General features: G+C 72.5%; 13 protein-coding genes and 1 riboswitch. Of the genes, 10 read left to right on the top strand and 3 right to left on the bottom strand.

What is annotated here, in order from left to right; translation table 11 throughout:
- Positions 1–266 precede the first annotated feature (266 nt).
- The 9 genes from ACZ6R9_RS23000 (at position 267) to ACZ6R9_RS22960 (ending at position 11,709) form a co-directional block, all read left to right on the top strand.
- The gene (locus ACZ6R9_RS23000) at positions 267–2,042 is read left to right on the top strand and encodes a 3-hydroxyacyl-CoA dehydrogenase family protein (RefSeq protein ID WP_465539993.1); all 1,776 of its coding nucleotides are present in this window, start codon (positions 267–269) and stop codon (positions 2,040–2,042) included.
- 194 nt (positions 2,043–2,236) lie between these two features.
- Positions 2,237–3,148: a TetR family transcriptional regulator gene (locus ACZ6R9_RS22995; protein WP_380486042.1), complete on the top strand. Its 912-nt coding sequence runs from the start codon at positions 2,237–2,239 to the stop codon at positions 3,146–3,148.
- A 368-nt stretch (positions 3,149–3,516) separates the two neighbouring features.
- Entirely contained in the window at positions 3,517–4,887 is a 1,371-nt protein-coding gene (gene ccrA / locus ACZ6R9_RS22990; protein ID WP_465539991.1) for a crotonyl-CoA carboxylase/reductase, read from the top strand.
- Positions 4,887–6,911, top strand: a complete 2,025-nt coding sequence (locus ACZ6R9_RS22985; protein WP_465539990.1) for a protein meaA — start codon at positions 4,887–4,889, stop codon at positions 6,909–6,911. The genes ccrA and ACZ6R9_RS22985 overlap by 1 nt, the downstream gene beginning before the upstream one ends.
- Before the next feature lie 19 nt (positions 6,912–6,930).
- Positions 6,931–7,890 carry an HpcH/HpaI aldolase/citrate lyase family protein gene (locus ACZ6R9_RS22980; protein WP_400303000.1) on the top strand — a complete coding sequence of 320 codons (960 nt, stop codon included), beginning with the start codon at positions 6,931–6,933 and terminating at the stop codon, positions 7,888–7,890.
- 5 nt (positions 7,891–7,895) lie between these two features.
- Complete coding sequence (locus tag ACZ6R9_RS22975) at positions 7,896–8,393, top strand: MaoC family dehydratase (RefSeq protein ID WP_099903503.1); 498 nt, start codon at positions 7,896–7,898, stop codon at positions 8,391–8,393.
- Between the two features lie 136 nt (positions 8,394–8,529).
- Complete coding sequence (locus tag ACZ6R9_RS22970) at positions 8,530–9,732, top strand: acyl-CoA dehydrogenase family protein (RefSeq protein WP_380486031.1); 1,203 nt, start codon at positions 8,530–8,532, stop codon at positions 9,730–9,732.
- 434 nt (positions 9,733–10,166) lie between these two features.
- Positions 10,167–10,844, top strand: a complete 678-nt coding sequence (locus ACZ6R9_RS22965; protein WP_380365257.1) for a phosphatidylserine decarboxylase — start codon at positions 10,167–10,169, stop codon at positions 10,842–10,844.
- Entirely contained in the window at positions 10,831–11,709 is an 879-nt protein-coding gene (locus tag ACZ6R9_RS22960; protein WP_380486029.1) for a CDP-alcohol phosphatidyltransferase family protein, read from the top strand. The genes ACZ6R9_RS22965 and ACZ6R9_RS22960 overlap by 14 nt, the downstream gene beginning before the upstream one ends.
- Before the next feature lie 145 nt (positions 11,710–11,854).
- On the opposite strand, the gene ACZ6R9_RS22955 is transcribed toward ACZ6R9_RS22960, so the two are convergent.
- The 3 genes from ACZ6R9_RS22955 to ACZ6R9_RS22945 form a co-directional block, all read right to left on the bottom strand.
- Entirely contained in the window at positions 11,855–13,354 is a 1,500-nt protein-coding gene (locus ACZ6R9_RS22955) for a hypothetical protein (protein ID WP_380486027.1), read from the bottom strand.
- A gap of 206 nt (positions 13,355–13,560) precedes the next feature.
- The gene (locus ACZ6R9_RS22950) at positions 13,561–14,670 is read right to left on the bottom strand and encodes an alpha/beta fold hydrolase (RefSeq protein ID WP_380486025.1); all 1,110 of its coding nucleotides are present in this window, start codon (positions 14,668–14,670) and stop codon (positions 13,561–13,563) included.
- 569 nt (positions 14,671–15,239) lie between these two features.
- Positions 15,240–15,746 carry a hypothetical protein gene (locus ACZ6R9_RS22945; protein WP_465539988.1) on the bottom strand — a complete coding sequence of 169 codons (507 nt, stop codon included), beginning with the start codon at positions 15,744–15,746 and terminating at the stop codon, positions 15,240–15,242.
- A gap of 173 nt (positions 15,747–15,919) precedes the next feature.
- Positions 15,920–16,049, top strand: a riboswitch (cobalamin riboswitch).
- Between the two features lie 31 nt (positions 16,050–16,080).
- Between ACZ6R9_RS22945 and ACZ6R9_RS22940 the strand changes: the two genes are divergently transcribed.
- The gene (locus ACZ6R9_RS22940) at positions 16,081–17,031 is read left to right on the top strand and encodes a cobalamin biosynthesis protein (RefSeq protein ID WP_380486019.1); all 951 of its coding nucleotides are present in this window, start codon (positions 16,081–16,083) and stop codon (positions 17,029–17,031) included.
- Positions 17,032–17,285: the final 254 nt, after the last annotated feature.

Below are 17,285 nucleotides of genomic sequence, written 5' to 3'. Positions count from 1 at the left end.
CTTCGGGAGCCGCACCGGGCGGTTGCGTTTCTTCTTCTGTGTGTGCGCGTCGGCGTCGCTTCATGATCCTGTCGGAGCGCCTGAGCACCACGGCACTGCCCCTCGACGGAACCGGAGCGGACCGGTCCGGAGCGCGGGGTCGCCGCTGTTCTTCTTCCGTTCCCTTTTCTCCCGTGCCGTCGGCACACCCTCCCCCGTCGTACCCCGGCATGCCCGGGTGGTGGCGGGGGCCGTCGGCACGGGCCCATGACTAAGGAGTCTGGTCAATGGAGCGTCCCTTCCCCACTGTTGCCGTGGTCGGCCTGGGCACCATGGGTGCCGGGGTGGCCGTGGCGGTGGCCCGTAGCGGCCGGCGGGTGATCGGCGTGGAGGCCGGTCCGGCGCAGGCGGCGCGGGCGCTGGCCCGGATCGAGGCGTCGACCGCCCGGGCGGTGGCGCGTGAGCGGCTGACCGCCGAGGAGCGCGCCGCGCTGCTCGCGCTGATCGAGGTCGGCGACGACCTGTCCGCGGCCGCGCAGGCGGATCTGGTGATCGAGGAGGTCCCGGAGGACCTGGAGCTCAAGCGCGGCCTGTTCGCCGAGCTGGACCGGATCTGCCCGCCGGAGACGGTGCTGGCGACCGGCACCACCGCGCTGAGCGTGACCCGGATCGCGGCGGCCACGGCCCGCCCGGAGCGGGTGCTGGGGGTGCACTTCTTCAACCCGGTGCACTCGATGAAGCTGGTCGAGGTGGTCCGCACGGTGCTGACCTCGCCCCAGGCGGCCGCGCAGGTCGCCGAGTTGGCGCGCGACCTGGGCAAGGAGCCGGTGGCGGCGGGCGACCGGGCCGGTTTCATCGCCAACGGCCTGCTGTTCGCGTACCTGAACCAGGCGGCGGCGATGTTCGAGTCCCGGTACGCCACCCGGGAGGACATCGACGCGGCGATGCGGCTGGGCTGCGGCCTGCCGATGGGCCCGCTCGCACTGCTGGACCTGATCGGTGTGGACACCGCCCGTACCGTGCTGGAGGCGATGTACGCGCAGTCCCGGGACCGTCTGCACGCCCCGGCGCCGATCCTCGGCCAGCTGGTCGCGGCGGGCCTGCTGGGCCGCAAGTCGGGCCGCGGTTTCTACACGTACGAGGCCCCGGGCTCGTCCCAGGTGGTCGCCGAGGAGGCGGTGGCGGCCGAGGCGCGTCCGGCCGGCCGCGAGGTGCGCAGCGTCGGTGTGTGCGGCAGCGGAACGATGGCGACCGGCATCGTGGAGGTGTTCGCGAAGGCGGGCTTCCCGGTGCTGCTGGCGGCCCGCAGCCAGGAGAAGGCGGAGCGGGCGAAGGCGCAGTTGGCGAAGTCGCTGGAGCGTTCGGTGTCGAAGGGCCGGCTGACCGAGCAGGCCCGGGACGCGGCGCTGGCGCTGGTCACCCCGACCGGCGGCTACCAGGAGCTGGCGGACGTCGATCTGGTGGTGGAGGCGGTGGCGGAGGACCTCGAGGTCAAGCGCGAGCTGTTCGCCACCCTGGACAAGATCGTCAAGCCGGGCGCGGTCCTGGCCACCACCACCTCCTCGCTGCCGGTGATCTCCTGCGCGACGGCGACCGGCCGTCCGCAGGACGTGATCGGCATGCACTTCTTCAACCCGGCGCCGGCCATGAAGCTGGTCGAGGTGGTCTCCACGGTGCTGACCGCCGAGGACGTCACGGCGACGGTGCTGGAGCTGTGCGCGAAGGTGAGGAAGCACCCGGTGGAGTGCGGCGACCGGGCCGGTTTCATCGTGAACGCGCTGCTGTTCCCGTACCTGAACGACGCGGTGCGGATGCTGGAGGAGCACTACGCGACGGTGGACGACATCGACACCGCGATGAAGCTGGGCTGCGGCTACCCGATGGGCCCGTTCGAGCTGCTGGACGTGGTGGGCCTGGACGTGTCGCTGACCATCGAGAAGGTACTGCACCAGGAGTTCCGGGAGCCGGGTCTGGCGGCCGCGCCGCTGCTGGAGCACCTGGTGGCGGCGGGCTGCCTGGGCCGCAAGACCGGCCGCGGTTTCCGCGACCACGCGCGGCGATGACCGGCCGTCCGGCGTCCTCGCCGAGCCCGCGGCCGTCGCCCGCCGGGGGCGTCAACCCGGCTGCGCCGAGGCCCTCCTGGGGGTCCGGCGCGGTCTCCTCGCGGTGGCCGCGGCCCGCCGTGGTGCCGCCTTCGGCGCCGGTGCGCAGGGCCAGGCCGGCGGGGGCGGCACCGGGTGCGTGTAGCGTTCCCGACATGGATCGCCAGACCTCGCTTTCCCAGCAGCAGCAGCCGGCCGCCGGGCACGACCAGCCGCGGTCGGGGGTGGAGTCCGGGCCGGGCAGCCGCCGGGCCGCCGCCCAGCGGCTGCAGATGCGCCAGGACCTCACGGCGGCCGCCATGCAGCTGTTCGCCACCCAGGGGTACGAGGAGACGACGGTCGATCAGATCGCGGCCGCCGCCGGGGTGGCGCGGCGCACCTTCTTCCGGTACTTCCGGTCGAAGGAGGAGGCGATCTTCCCGGACCACGACGACACCCTGGTGCGGGTGGCGGACCTGCTGGCCAGCGCGGAGCCGGAGGAGCACCCGCTGGACGTGGTGTGCCGGGGCATCAAGGAGGTGCTGCGGATGTACGCCTCCACCCCGGACATGTCGGTGGCCCGCTACCAGCTGATCCGGCAGGTCCCGGCGCTGCGCGAGCGGGAGATCGCGGTGGTCTCCCGGTACGAGCGGCTGTTCACCCGGTACCTGCTGGGCCGGTTCGACGCGGCCGAGCAGACCCCACCGGGCTGGCAGCGCGGCGGGGACGACGACTCGATGCTGGCCGAGGTGTCGGCGGCGGCGGTGGTCGCGGCGCACAACCACGTGCTGCGGCGCTGGCTGCGGGCCGGCGGGCACGGCGACGTGGAGGCGCAGCTCGACCACTCCTTCGAGGTGATCCGGGGGACGTTCTGGCCGACCCCGCCGAGCGGTGCCCGCCGCCGCGGCACCACGCTGGCACCCGGTGCCAATGGTGACGGAGTGCCACCGGAGGACTCGACGGCCGTGAGCGCACTGAGTGCCAGCCCCGGCGGTGAGGTGCTGATCACAGTGGCCCGCACGGATGCCCCGCTGGAGACCGTGGTGGATTCGATCCGGGCCGCGCTGGCCGGCCGAAGTGCCATGTAATCCAGGCGATTTCAGCAGGTGACAGACAGAATCGAAGGCCCGTTCCCGTTTTCGGGAACGGGCCTTCGAGCGTTCCCGGCAACCCTCGGACCCGCGTGTTCTGGCTCACGTCGGAAGTTGGCACCCTGTGTCTTTACGAGTGGCACAGGGTGCCACTACGTTGTTGCCACCGGTCGCGGCGCCGCGGCTCCCCACCTCGGCGCGCCGTCGTCCGGCGTCCCCTCACCTGGGGGACGTGCCCGCGCGACCCACCCTTCCGTCGCACCACCGCAGTACCCCGCCCTCAGACCCTCAGCGAAGCCGGTGTCCGCTCCCGGCTCCCCCAGACGCCCTGTGTCCCTCGCACAGGTACGCCTTCGGAGGCAGCCATGCAGGAAATTCTCGACGCGATCCTCAGCGGCAACGCCACGTCCGCCGACTACGCGGGCCTCGCGCTGCCCGAGTCCTACCGGGCCGTGACGCTCCACAAGGACGAGGAGCAGATGTTCGCCGGCCTCGCCAGCCGCGACAAGGACCCGCGCAAGTCGCTCCACCTGGACGACGTCGCGCTGCCCGAGGTCGGCCCGGGCGAGGCCCTGGTCGCCGTGATGGCCAGCGCCGTCAACTACAACACCGTGTGGAGCTCGATCTTCGAGCCGGTCTCCACCTTCGCCTTCCTGGAGCGCTACGGCCGGCTCTCCCCGCTGACCAGGCGTCACGACCTGCCGTACCACGTGGTCGGCTCCGACCTGGCGGGCGTGGTGCTGCGCACCGGCGCCGGCGTCAACGCCTGGCAGCCCGGCGACGAGGTCGTCGCGCACTGCCTGTCGGTCGAGCTGGAGTCCCCCGACGGCCACAACGACACGATGATGGACCCGGAGCAGCGCATCTGGGGCTTCGAGACCAACTTCGGCGGCCTGGCCCAGCTCGCGCTGGTGAAGACCAACCAGCTGCTGCCCAAGCCCAAGCACCTCACCTGGGAGGAGGCCGCCTCCCCGGGCCTGGTCAACTCCACCGCGTACCGCCAGCTGGTCTCGCGCAACGGCGCGGGCATGAAGCAGGGCGACAACGTGCTGATCTGGGGCGCCAGCGGCGGCCTCGGCTCGTACGCCACCCAGTACGCGCTGGCCGGCGGCGCCACCCCGATCTGCGTGGTCTCCAACGACGCCAAGGCCGACATCTGCCGGGCCATGGGCGCCGAGGCGATCATCGACCGGTCCGCCGAGGGCTACAAGTTCTGGAAGGACGAGAACAACCAGGACCCGCGCGAGTGGAAGCGCCTGGGCGCGAAGATCCGCGAGTTCACCGGCGGCGAGGACGTCGACATCGTCTTCGAGCACCCCGGCCGGGAGACCTTCGGCGCCTCCGTCTACGTCACCCGCAAGGGCGGCACCATCGTCACCTGCGCCTCCACCTCCGGCTACATGCACCAGTACGACAACCGCTACCTGTGGATGTCGCTGAAGCGCATCGTCGGCTCGCACTTCGCCAACTACCGCGAGGCGTACGAGGCCAACCGCCTGATCGCCAAGGGCAGGATCCACCCGACCCTCTCCAAGGTGTACGCGCTGGAGGAGACCGGCCAGGCCGCCCTCGACGTGCACCACAACAAGCACCAGGGCAAGGTCGGCGTGCTCTGCCTGGCCCCCGAGGAAGGCCTGGGCGTGCGCGACCACGAGTTCCGCGCCAAGCACCTCGACAAGATCAACCTCTTCCGCGAGCTCGACGAGCGGAACAACAAGCACAGCAGGACCATCTGATGGGCACTCAGGAACGCGACCGCCCCTGGCTGATGCGCACCTACGCCGGCCACTCCACCGCGAGCGACTCCAACGCGCTGTACCGGCGCAACCTCGCCAAGGGCCAGACCGGCCTGTCGGTGGCCTTCGACCTGCCGACCCAGACCGGCTACGACTCCGACCACGTCCTCGCCCGCGGCGAGGTCGGCCGGGTCGGCGTGCCGGTCGGGCAGCTGGGCGACATGCGGACCCTGTTCGACGGGATCCCGCTGGAGCGCACCAACACCTCGATGACCATCAACGCCACCGCCATGTGGCTGCTGGCGCTGTACCAGGTGGTCGCCGAGGAGCAGGGCGCGGACATCGCCAAGCTCACCGGCACCACCCAGAACGACATCGTCAAGGAGTACCTGTCGCGCGGGACGCACGTCTTCCCGCCCGGCCCGTCCGTGCGGCTGATCACCGACATGATCGCCTACACGGTGGCGCACATCCCGAAGTGGAACCCGATCAACATCTGCAGCTACCACCTGCAGGAGGCCGGGGCCACCCCGGTCCAGGAGATCGCCTACTCGATGTGCACCGCGATCGCCGTCCTGGACGCCGTCCGCGACTCCGGGCAGGTCCCGGCCGAGCGGATGGGCGAGGTGGTCGGCCGGATCTCCTTCTTCGTCAACGCGGGTGTCCGCTTCGTCGAGGAGATGTGCAAGATGCGGGCCTTCACCCGGCTGTGGGAGAAGGTCACCCGCGAGCGCTACGGCATCGAGGACGCCAAGCAGCGGCGCTTCCGCTACGGCGTGCAGGTCAACTCGCTGGGCCTGACCGAGGCGCAGCCTGAGAACAACGTCCAGCGCATCGTGCTGGAGATGCTGGCCGTCACGCTGTCCAAGGACGCCCGCGCGCGGGCCGTCCAACTCCCGGCCTGGAACGAGGCGTTGGGCCTGCCGAGGCCGTGGGACCAGCAGTGGTCGCTGCGGATCCAGCAGGTGCTGGCGTACGAGTCGGACCTGCTGGAGTACGGCGACCTGTTCAACGGCTCGCACGTGGTGGAGGCGAAGACCGAGGAACTGCTGGCCGGCGCCGAGGCGGAGATCGCCAAGGTGCTGGAGATGGGCGGGGTGATCCCGGCCGTCGAGTCCGGCTACCTGAAGTCCAACCTGGTGGCCTCGCACGCCGCCCGGCGGGCCCGGATCGAGGCCGGCCAGGACCGGATCGTCGGCGTCAACTGCTTCGACACCACCGAGGACAGCCCGCTCACCGCCGACCTGGACACCGCCATCATGGTGGTCGACCCGGCGTCCGAGCGCTCGGTGCTGGCCAACCTGGAGGCCTGGCGCGGCAGTCGGGACGAGGCCGCGGTGCAGCGCGCGCTGGCCCGCCTGAAGGAGGTGGCGGCCACCGAGGAGAACCTGATGGAGGCCACCTTGGCCTGCGCCCGGGCCGGCGCCACCACCGGCGAGTGGTCGTTCGCGCTGCGCGAGGTGTTCGGCGAGTACCGCGCCCCCACCGGGGTCGGCGGTGCGCCGGTCGCGGTCGCCGCCGAGCCGGGCGGCGAACTCGCCGCTGTCCGCGAGGCGGTGGCCGCCACCGCCGCCGAACTCGGCACCGGCAAGCTCCGCCTGCTGGTCGGCAAGCCCGGCCTGGACGGGCACTCCAACGGCGCCGAGCAGATCGCCGTCCGGGCCCGCGACGCCGGCTTCGAGGTGGTCTACCAGGGCATCCGTCTGACGCCCGAACAGATCGTCTCCGCCGCCGTCGCCGAGGACGTGCACTGCGTGGGCCTGTCCATCCTCTCCGGCGCGCACCCGGAGCTTGTGCCCGACGTCATACAGCGGTTGGACCGGGCCGGGGTGGAGGATGTGCCGGTGATCGTGGGTGGAATCATCCCCGCAGCGGATGCCGAGGCCCTCAAGGCCGCCGGAGTCGCTGCCGTGTTCACACCCAAGGACTTCGGCATCACCACCATCATCGGCCGGATCGTGGACGAGATCCGGCTGGCCAACAGGCTTCAGCCGTGGGCCGCGACCACCGCCGCGACCAGCTGACCCGGAAGGAAACTCCTCAATGACTGTGAACCGTCTCCGTCCGCGCCGTTCCTGCCTGGCCGTACCGGGCAGCAACCCGCGCTTCCTGGAGAAGGCCCAGGGCCTGCCCGCCGACCAGGTCTTCCTCGACCTGGAGGACGCCTGCGCCCCGCTGGTCAAGGAGAGCGCCCGCCACACCATCGTGGACGCCCTGAACAACGGCGACTGGGGCGGCAAGACCCGGGTCGTCCGGGTCAACGACTGGACCACGCACTGGACCTACCGCGACGTGATCACCGTCGTCGAGGGCGCGGGCAACAACCTGGACTGCATCATGCTGCCCAAGGTGCAGGACGCCCAGCAGGTGATCGCCCTGGACCTGCTGCTCACCCAGATCGAGAAGACCGTCGGCCTGGAGGTCGGCAAGATCGGCATCGAGGCGCAGATCGAGAACGCCAAGGGCCTGATCAACGTCGACGCGATCGCCGCCGCCTCGCCGCGCCTGGAGACCATCATCTTCGGCCCGGCCGACTTCATGGCCTCCATCAACATGAAGTCCCTGGTGGTCGGCGAGCAGCCGCCCGGCTACGGCGCCGACGCCTACCACTACATCCTGATGCGCATCCTGATGGCCGCCCGCGCCAACGACCTGCAGGCCATCGACGGCCCCTACCTCCAGATCCGCAACCAGGAGGGCTACCGCGAGGTCGCCCGCCGCTCCGCCGCCCTCGGCTTCGACGGCAAGTGGGTGCTGCACCCGGACCAGGTCGCCGCCGCCAACGAGATCTACTCGCCCGGGCAGGAGGACTACGACCACGCCGAGCTGATCCTCGACGCCTACGACTGGTGCACCTCCGAGGCGGGCGGCGCCAAGGGCTCGGCGATGCTCGGCGACGAGATGATCGACGAGGCCAGCCGCAAGATGGCCCTGGTCATCGCCGGCAAGGGCCGCGCCGCAGGCATGCAGCGCACCACCAAGTTCGAGATCCCGGGGGCCTGAGCGCGATGCAGTTCGGACGCACTTACGAGGAGTTCGAGGTCGGCGCGGTCTACAAGCACTGGCCCGGGAAGACTGTCACCGAGTACGACGACCATCTCTTCTGCCTGCTCACCATGAACCACCACCCGCTGCACATGGACGCCAACTACGCGACCACCACCGTGCAGGGAAAGAACGTGGTGGTCGGCAACTACATCTACTCGCTGCTGCTGGGCATGAGCGTCGAGGACGTCTCCGGCAAGGCGCTCGCCAACCTGGAGATCGAGTCGCTGCGGCACATCGCGCCGACCTTCCACGGCGACACCCTCTACGGCGAGACCACCGTGCTCGACAAGAACATGACCTCGAAGCCGGACCGCGGCATCGTCTACGTCGAGACCAAGGGCTACAAGCAGGACGGCACCGTCGTCTGCATCTTCCGCCGCAAGGTGATGGTGCCGACCGAGCAGTACCTGAAGGAGCGCGGCGGCGACCAGCCCGGTCGCCCCGAGCCGCTGGCCTGACGGCCCCTTCCAGACCCCGGACGGGCGGGCCGCCGTCATCGGCCCAGCCCCTACCCGGTTCCCGGGGGCTCCGCGGCAGCCACGCGCCGCGGAGCCCCCCACCCCCAACCCTCTTGAGCATTAACGGAGCCGCACGATGGGACGCCTCGCACAGACCGACGGCCTCACCGAGATCCAGCGGGACATCCTCGCCACCGTGCGGGAGTTCGTCGACAAGGAGATCATTCCGGTCGCGACCGAGCTGGAGCACAAGGACGAGTACCCGACCGCCATCGTCGAGGGCATGAAGCAGCTCGGCCTGTTCGGGCTGACCATCCCCGAGGAGTTCGGCGGCCTCGGCGAGTCGCTGCTCACCTACGCCCTGGTGGTGGAGGAGATCGCCCGCGGCTGGATGTCGGTCTCCGGCATCGTCAACACCCACTTCATCGTGGCGCACATGATCAACGCGCACGGCACCCAGGAACAGAAGGACTACTTCCTGCCGAAGATGGCCGCCGGCGAGCTGCGCGGCGCCTTCTCGATGTCCGAGCCGGGCCTCGGCTCCGACGTCTCGGCGATCTCCACCAAGGGCGTCAAGGACGGGGACTTCTACGTCCTGAACGGCCAGAAGATGTGGCTGACCAACGGCGGCACGTCCAGCGTGGTCGCGGTGCTGTGCAAGACCGACGAGGGCGGCAACACCCCGTACAAGAACATGACCACCTTCCTGATCGAGAAGACCCCGGGCTTCGGACCGAACGAGACCGTCCCCGGCCTCACCGTGCCCGGCAAGATCGAGAAGATGGGCTACAAGGGCGTCGACACCACCGAGCTGGTGCTCCAGGACGTCCGCATCCCCGCGGACCGGATCCTCGGCGGCGTCCCGGGCAAGGGCTTCTACCAGATGATGGACGGCGTCGAGGTCGGCCGGGTCAACGTGGCCGCCCGCGGCTGCGGCGTGGCCCGCCGGGCGTTCGAGCTGGGCATCGCCTACGCCCAGCAGCGCACCACCTTCGGCAAGAAGATCGCCGAGCACCAGGCGATCCAGTTCAAGCTCGCCGAGATGGCCACCAAGGTCGAGGCCGCGCACCAGATGATGGTGATGGCCGCCCGTAAGAAGGACAGCGGGCAGCGCAACGACCTGGAGGCCGGCATGGCCAAGTACCTGGCCTCCGAGTACTGCAAGGAGGTCGTCGAGGACTCGTTCCGGATCCACGGCGGCTACGGGTTCTCCAAGGAGTACGAGATCGAGCGGCTGTACCGGGAGGCCCCGATGCTGCTGATCGGTGAAGGTACGGCGGAGATCCAGAAGATGATCGTGGGACGTCGCCTGCTGGAGGAGTACCGGCTCGCCGACTGAGGCAGTCCCCCACGGGGCCGGAAAGGCGGGCGTGCGGGCCCGCCGCCGGCCCGGCCGTACCCGCCCCCGGCCTGGTCGGCCGGAGCACGGCGGGCACGGCATTCGGTGCGGTCGTTCGGCGCGTTTCCCCAGGTACGCGCCGGGCGGCCGCTTCCGTGCACTGCCTGTGACCGGCGTGTCGCTGAGACGTGAATCACCCGTGACCCGAGACCTCTTGGGGAACCGCACTTCGTCCGGTTACGGTCGTACACATAGCAGGTGCCCGACTCGGCAGGCAGGCGTAGTTCGACTAGCAGGCGGCTTGCCCAGATACCGGCAGGTCCCGATAGCATCCACCGGGACAGCAGCCGTCCCACACAACTCGATCCCCGCGGTGGCCCTCGTCCAGGGGCCATTCAGTGTTCCCGCGCGGGGCCCGCGACAAAAGGTCCTCGATGCCCATCAGCCCGTCCCCTCACACCTCCGCCCAGGGTTTCGTCCCCGAGGGTCGGCGTCCCCGCGTGACCATCGCGCGCGGTGCCACCCCCTGGTTCGTTCCCACGCTGGCCACCGCCGCCGTGACGACCGCCCTCACCCGGCGTTCCGGCAAGTGGGCCCTGGCGGCCGTGCCGGCCTGCGCGCTCAGCGCGGGCATGTTGTGGTTCTTCCGCGACCCCGAGCGTGAGATCGGCGCCGGCAGAGTGATCTCCCCGGCCGACGGCGTGGTCCAATCGATCGACGAGTGGCCGGACGGCCGCACCCGCGTCGCGATCTTCATGAGCCCGCTCAACGTCCACGTCAACCGCGCGCCGCTGGCCGGCACCGTGACGTCCGTCGAGCACATCGCCGGTGGATTCGTCCCGGCGTTCAACAAGGACAGCGACCGCAACGAGCGCGTCGTGTGGCACTTCGACACCGAGCTCGGCGACATCGAGATGGTGCAGATCGCGGGCGCCGTCGCCCGCCGCATCGTCCCGTACATGGACGCCGGCACCAAGGTCGAGCAGGGCGAGCGGGTCGGCCTGATCCGCTTCGGCTCCCGCGTCGACACCTACCTGCCGGCGGGCGTCGAGGTCGGCGTCACGGTCGGCCAGAAGACCACCGCCGGGGTGACTCGCCTTGACCGTGACTGATCCTGAGACTCTCGTGGGCCTCGGTGACGAAGAATCCACCGAGCAGCGCCGCCGCCGCTGGGCCCGGGACCGCGAACTGCGCGCGCCCCGCTCCCCGCAGCACCTCTCCACCGCCGACTTCCTGACGCTGGGCAACGCCGTCTGCGGCTTCCTGGCGATCTACTCGACCACCACCGGCATCCTGATGCCGCACCTCACCGGTGAGTCGAACGCCCCGGTCAAGCACAGCGCGGCCACCGTCGTCACGCTGCTGCTGGTCGGCGCCATGTGCGACCTCTTCGACGGCCTGGTGGCGCGCAAGCTGCGCTCCTCCGCGCTCGGCGCCGAGCTCGACAACCTCGCCGACCTGATCAGCTTCGGCATCGCGCCGGCGTACTTCGTCGCGGTCTGGGGCCTGGTCTCCTCCGGCTCCAACCAGCAACTGTCCGCGTTCATCGCGCTGACCGTGCTGCTGGCGGTGGTGCTGCGGCTTGCCAGGTTCTCCGCCGTGAAGATGCGGCCGGGGATCTTCCAGGGCATGCCCTGCCCGATGGGCGCCATGACCGTCATCGCGATCGTGCTGCTCGACCCGCCGTTCGTCCCCGGCCTGCTGCTGATCTTCGGCGTGGCCTACCTGATGGTCAGCCGGATCGAGTACCCCAAGCCGCAGGGCCTGCTGGCCACCGCGACGGTCGCCTGGATCGTGGTCTCCATCGGCTGCCTGGCGTCCTGGGCCGCGGGCCTGCCCGGCGGCGACACCCTGATGCACATCGGCGCGCTCGCCCAGATCGCGCTGGCCGCGATGGCGCCGCTGCTGGTCATCCGCCGCAAGGTCGGCGAGAAGGTGGGCGTGGTCCGCGCCCGCCGCGCGGAGAACCGGGGCTAGCCCCGAAGCCCGATACGCGAGAAGCCGCCCGCTCAGAGATTCTCTGGGTGGGCGGCTTCACGTATATCGCCTTCCGATTCGCGCAGTTCCCCGCGCCCCTGACGGGGCGCAGGACACCAGCGATTCTCGACAGGCGCGGAGCCGCTTACGCGCCGCCGGTGTGGACCGAGAAGGCGCTGCGGCGGGCGGCGCGGGCCACCGCCGGGTCGGGGTGGACGGAGGCGACGGCCGTCAGGACGCTCGCGGCACGGGGGTGGCCGGACTGGCGGGCCCGGTTGAACAGGCGGACGGGTTCGCCCGCCGACGCGCCCTCCACGTGGCCGACCAGCAGGTCGGTCTCCCCGTGGTCGAGCACGGCGGCGGCGGTGTCCACCCACAGCCAGGCGGCGTCCTCCGCGCCCAGCACGTCGGCCGGGGAGGCGCCCCCCTCGTCCAGCTGTTCGGCCAGCCAGAGCAGCGCGTAGGGCCGCAGGACGGCCTCCTCCACAGCGGCCCGGACGCCCTGCTCGGCGGTGGAGCCGGCCACCACCCGCAGTGCCTCGAAGGCGAGGCCGCGGACCAGCGCGTCCTCGCCGCGGGCGGCTTCGAGCAGTTCGGCGACGGCCCGGTCGGCGGGCCGGGCGGCGACCCAGGCGCGGAACTCGGCGCGGGCCGGTCCTGGGCTGTAGTCGGCGCAGGCGCTGAGCAGTTCGAGGGCGCTCTGTTCGATGTGCCCGGCGGCGGTCTGCGCGACGGTGCAGATCTCCTCCAGCTTGGCGCGCACCGCCCAGTGGCCGAGCGGGGAGAGTTCGGCGGCCTCGTCCCGCCGTCCGAGCGCGCCGACGGCGGCCAGGCCGTCGAGCATCCAGTCCAGCACGGCGGCCACGTCGGCGGGCGCGTGCGGGGTGTCGATCTGCGGCTCCCGGCAGGTGCCGCGGACGGCGGAGACCGCGGAGGCGGCGTGCGGGACCGGGGAGAGCGGGAAGGTGCCGCTGCTCGGGCCGAGGCGGCGCTCGTCGAGGCCGCGGCGGAGCAGTTCGAGCAGTTCGCTGTCGGCGACCGGCCCGTCCACCAGGTGCAGGAAGGACAGCAGCTGCGGGGCCTGGTCGACGGCCTGGCCGGCCAGCTGGGCGAACACCCCGCGCAGCGCGGCGGGCGGCACCGGGGCGAGCAGCGTCCAGGCGTCGAACAGCGCGGACCAGCCGCGGACCACGGCCTCGTCGTCGCGCTCCCAGGCGTGCAGCCGCCAGCCCGGCCCGGCGCCGCCGTCGCGGAGCTCGACCAGGCCGACCAGCAGCGCCTGACCCCAGGCGTTGGCGGCGGCGCCGACCGTCATGGAGAGGGCGCGGCCGGCGGCACGGGCGTCCTCGGGGAGGAGTTCGCCGCGCTTGTCGACCTCGGTGAGCTCGCCGGCCCAGCGGGCGACGCGGACCGCGTCGGCGAGCATCCGGCGGGCCAGCGGGGCGAGTTCGGCGGGTGCGGGGAAGCCGTCCGGGACGGGCACGCGGCCCCGTCCGGGCTTGGCGGGTACCCGGCGGCGGTTGGCTGCTGCGGGTACGGTGCCCTCCGCACGCCCGACGGCCGTTCCGGGCAGACGGGTCACCGTCGCACCGGTGCGGTGGGGCGGGTGCGGGGCATCACGGTCGCGCGGGTTCCGAGACGTCACGCCGTGCAGTCTTCCCCTTGCACGGGCCTTCTGTCACATCGGCTGCCGGGCTGTCTCGGCGTATTGTCCGAACCCTTCGAACGACGGAGGGACAGGCCGGTGCAAAGCGGGACGAATCACTCCGTTTCACGGCATGGACATGGCGCACATCGTGATCGCTCCGAAATGAGGACGCGGCGGGCCCGCTTCCGGTTCCCGTCGGGCCGTCACAGCAGCGGGGTGAGGAAGCGGCGCAGCGCCTCGGTGTACCCGGTCGGGTCGGCGTTCCACAGCGCCGCGTGCTGCGCGTGCGGCACCGGGTGCAGGCTCACCAGGTCGTCCCGCTCGGACGCCAGCCGCCGGGCGGCCGCCCACGGGGTGAGCGGATCGTCCGGGCTCTGCAGCAGCAGCGCGGGCGAGCGGAGGTCGGTGCCGGCCGCGATCCGGGCGAAACCGGCCAGGTCCACGCCGGTGCGGCCCTGCGCGGCGAGGGTGCCGAGCTCGGCGAGCATCGGGGACGCGCCGCCCCAGACGGCCGCCCGGCGCACCGAGTCCTCCCAGTCCAGCACCGGGGAGTCCAGCACCAGTCCGGCGATCTGCCCCCGGTGGGCGGAGTGCGCGGCGGTGTGCAGGGCGATGGTCGCGCCGACCGACCAGCCGCACAGCACCACGTTGCGCGCGCCGAAGTCCAGCGCGGTGCGGATCGCCGCGTCGACGTCCTGCCACTCGGCCTCGCCGAAGTGCGCCAGCCCGTCCGGCGGGGCGGGGGCGCCGGCGTCACCCCGGTAGGTGACCGTCAGGGAGGGCATCCGCAGCGAGCGCAGCAGCGGCAGGACGGGCAGCGCCTGCGAGCGGTCGGCGGCCGCGCCGTGGATCAGCACCATCCAGGTGCCGCGAACCCCGGAGGTGCGCCAGGCCGGGAAGGCGCCGAGCTCGCCGGCCACAACGGTCTCGGCGAAGTCCAGGCCGAGCGCGGTGCGCGGGTCACCGATCAGCACCCGGGGCGTGAGCCGAACCTCGGTGCCGACGGTCAGCGTCCCGTACTCGGCCCGCTCCAAGCGCCGGGTGACCTGCCCGCCCCCGGAGCCGAGCACCTCGCCGACCACGGCGTGGCCGCCCTCGTCCCACTCCAGCCCGTAGTGCCCGCGCCGGACGGTGTCCGCGGTCGCGGTCAGCGCCACCCGGCCCGGACCGAGCTCCAGCACGGTGACCGGCGGCTGCACGACCGCACCCGGCTGCACCACCTGGTCCGACACCTTCCGGCCCAGGAGCAGGAACGCCGCCGCTCCGGTCCCTGCGGCGGCGGCTGCGACAACGGCGGCGGTTCCCCAACGCATGGCGGTCTCCCGGGGGCTGACAGTCCTGTGCCCTCCAGTGCACCCGCCCGCAGGCCGTCCGGCGAATCGGGGCGGCACCGCGGGTGACGTGCCGGCGCGGGGCCGGCCGGATGGCGCGGGCCCGGTCGCGGACGTCGGGCGCGGGGTGACGGCGCAGTCGTCCAGCAGCCGGCGCCAGGGCTCGGACCAGCGGCCGGGGCGGGGCGGCGAGGGCGCCTCGGCGGCGGGCCGGCGCGCCGCGGCTGGGGCGGGGCGGTGTCCTACAGGGAGGCGGCCGCAGCGCTGAAGGCACTTGGTGCCCGGGCGCGCAGGGACGGCTCGGTCGGCAGGATCACGGCGGCGGCCCGGCGGAGGTGGTCCGGTCGGTGAGCTCCGCTCCGGGGGTGTCCAGGACGGCCTGCGGGTGGCGGCGGCCGAGCGGGGCGGTGAAGTTCACGGCGTGGACGGACGCGGGCAGTTTGCCGCGCTGCGGTCGCCGGTGGAGGCGACGCGGAGCAAGGGCGGATGCGCGCGACGGGCCTGGCGGCGGAGGCGTTGCGCGGGCGGGTGCGCCGAACGGGGGGCCGGGGTCAGTGCTTGCAGGCCTTGGCCTGGAACTCCGCCACGGGGACGGTGGAGGTGGAGGTGCTGCCGTCGGAGGCGGTGCGGTGGTAGCGGACGTTGCCCGGCGTGAGCTGCTCCAAGTCCTCCGGGGTGAAGTCGACGTGCGTCGACGACCGGGAGCTGTCCTTGGTCCAGCCGTAGAGGTGGTAGGTGGTCCCGGCGTCGAGTGGGGCGGCGGACTTGCCGGTCTCCCAGCCCTCGGCGGGTGCGTCCAGGGTCCAGGTGGTCAGCCCGGGCCGGAGGGCGGAGTGGGCGGTCCAGGTTCCGATCGTTTCCTCGTGGCTGCCCTCGCTGGTGTAGAGGGTCGCTCCGTCGATCCGGTCGCCGCAGACCAGCAGGACGCCCAGCGGGTGGCCGTCCTCGGTCACGGATATCCCGGCGACGGCGTCGCTCGGGACGGTGCACCCCGAGGTCGCGGCCAGCGCGGCCAGGACCGCGGCGATCTGCGCGGCGCGCCGGGCCAGTTGTCGCACGGTGTCTCCCCCGGTGTCCCGCCGGTCCGGACCGTCCGGGTGGCGAATGTGGCTGCATCCTAGGGCGTCCGGATGCGCTCTGACCTCGGCGCCGGCGGTGGGCCGGTGTCCGACGGGGTGTGACCAAACGCTCCGGCGGCCTCGGTTGACTGCCGCGAAGCGGGCGTGGTGGGATCTTCGGGCCAAACGGAGGCAAGCAGAGGAAGCCGGTGCGAGTCCGGCGCGGTCCCGCCACTGTGACCGGACACCCCGCGCGGGGGTGACCGGAAGTCAGGAGACTCTGGCCCCCGTTCCGTCGATCCAGGGCGCGGACCCTGAGTGAGGACACAACGCCATGCGGGCTGCCCCGTACCTGGTGGGCGCGGTCGCGGGGTATCTCGCGGACGCCCGGCTCGGAGACCCCCGGCGCGGACACCCCGTCGCGCTGTTCGGCACCGCCGCGGGACGGCTGGAGCGCCGGCTGTGGCGCGACCACCGCGGGGCCGGCGCACTGCACACCGCACTCGCCGTCGGCGCCGTCGCGGGCGGGGCGGCGCTCGCCGCGCGGGCCGTCCGTCGCTCGCCGCTCGCCGCGGCAGCACTGACCGCCGGTGCGACCTTCACCGTCCTGGGCGGGACGTCACTCACCCGGGAGGCCCGGGCCATCGGGCGTTCGCTGGCCGCCGAGGATCTGACGGCCGCTCGGGAACGGCTGCCGCACCTGTGCGGACGCGACCCCTCCGGGCTGGACGAGCAGCAGGTCGCCCGGGCGGTGGTCGAGTCGGTCGCGGAGAACACCGCCGACGCGGTCGTCAACGCCCTGGTGTGGGGCGGCCTGGCGGGCGTCCCGGGGCTGCTGGCGTTCCGGGCCGTGAACACGCTCGACGCGATGGTCGGCCACAAGTCGGCCCGCTACCGCCGCTTCGGCTGGGCCGCCGCCCGCCTCGACGACCTCGCCGGGTGGCCCGGGGCCCGGCTCACCGCCCTGCTGACCGTCGCCGCGTCCGACTCCCCCGCCCGGACCTGGCGGGTCTGGCGCCGGGACGGCTCCGCCCACCCGAGCCCCAACGCGGGCCAGGCGGAAGCCGCGTTCGCCGGTGCGCTCGGCGTGCAACTGGGCGGGACGCTGCGCTACGGCGAGCGCGTCGAGCACCGGCCGGTCCTGGGCGCGGGCCTCCCGCCGGTCGGCCCGGCCGACATCGACCGCGCCTGCCGCCTCTCCCGCCGGGTCGGCGCACTGGCCCTGGGCGTCACCACCGCCACGCGCTACCTGATCCTCGCCCGGCGCGGCCGGCGGTCGAAGTGACTGCGCCGCTGGACGCGGATCTCTGGAAGCGGCCGGTGCAATTGGATGTGACGGAGGGAGACTTCGGCATGCCGCCGTCTCCCGCCTCGCGCAGTTCCTCGCGTCCCTTGCTCCCGCGCGACGCGGCACTCGCGTGCGGGCGGGCGGTGCAACTGGCCCCGGCGTGGTGCGGCTTCGGCATGCCGCCGTCTCCCGCCTCGCGCAGTTCCTCGCGCCCCTTGCTCCCGCGCGACGCGGCACTCGCGTGCGGGCGG

It is taken from the genome of Kitasatospora sp. NPDC048662 (assembly GCF_055587065.1).
The sequence above is the reverse complement of the archived record's forward strand: the minus strand, read 5'-3'. Positions and strand labels throughout refer to the sequence as shown.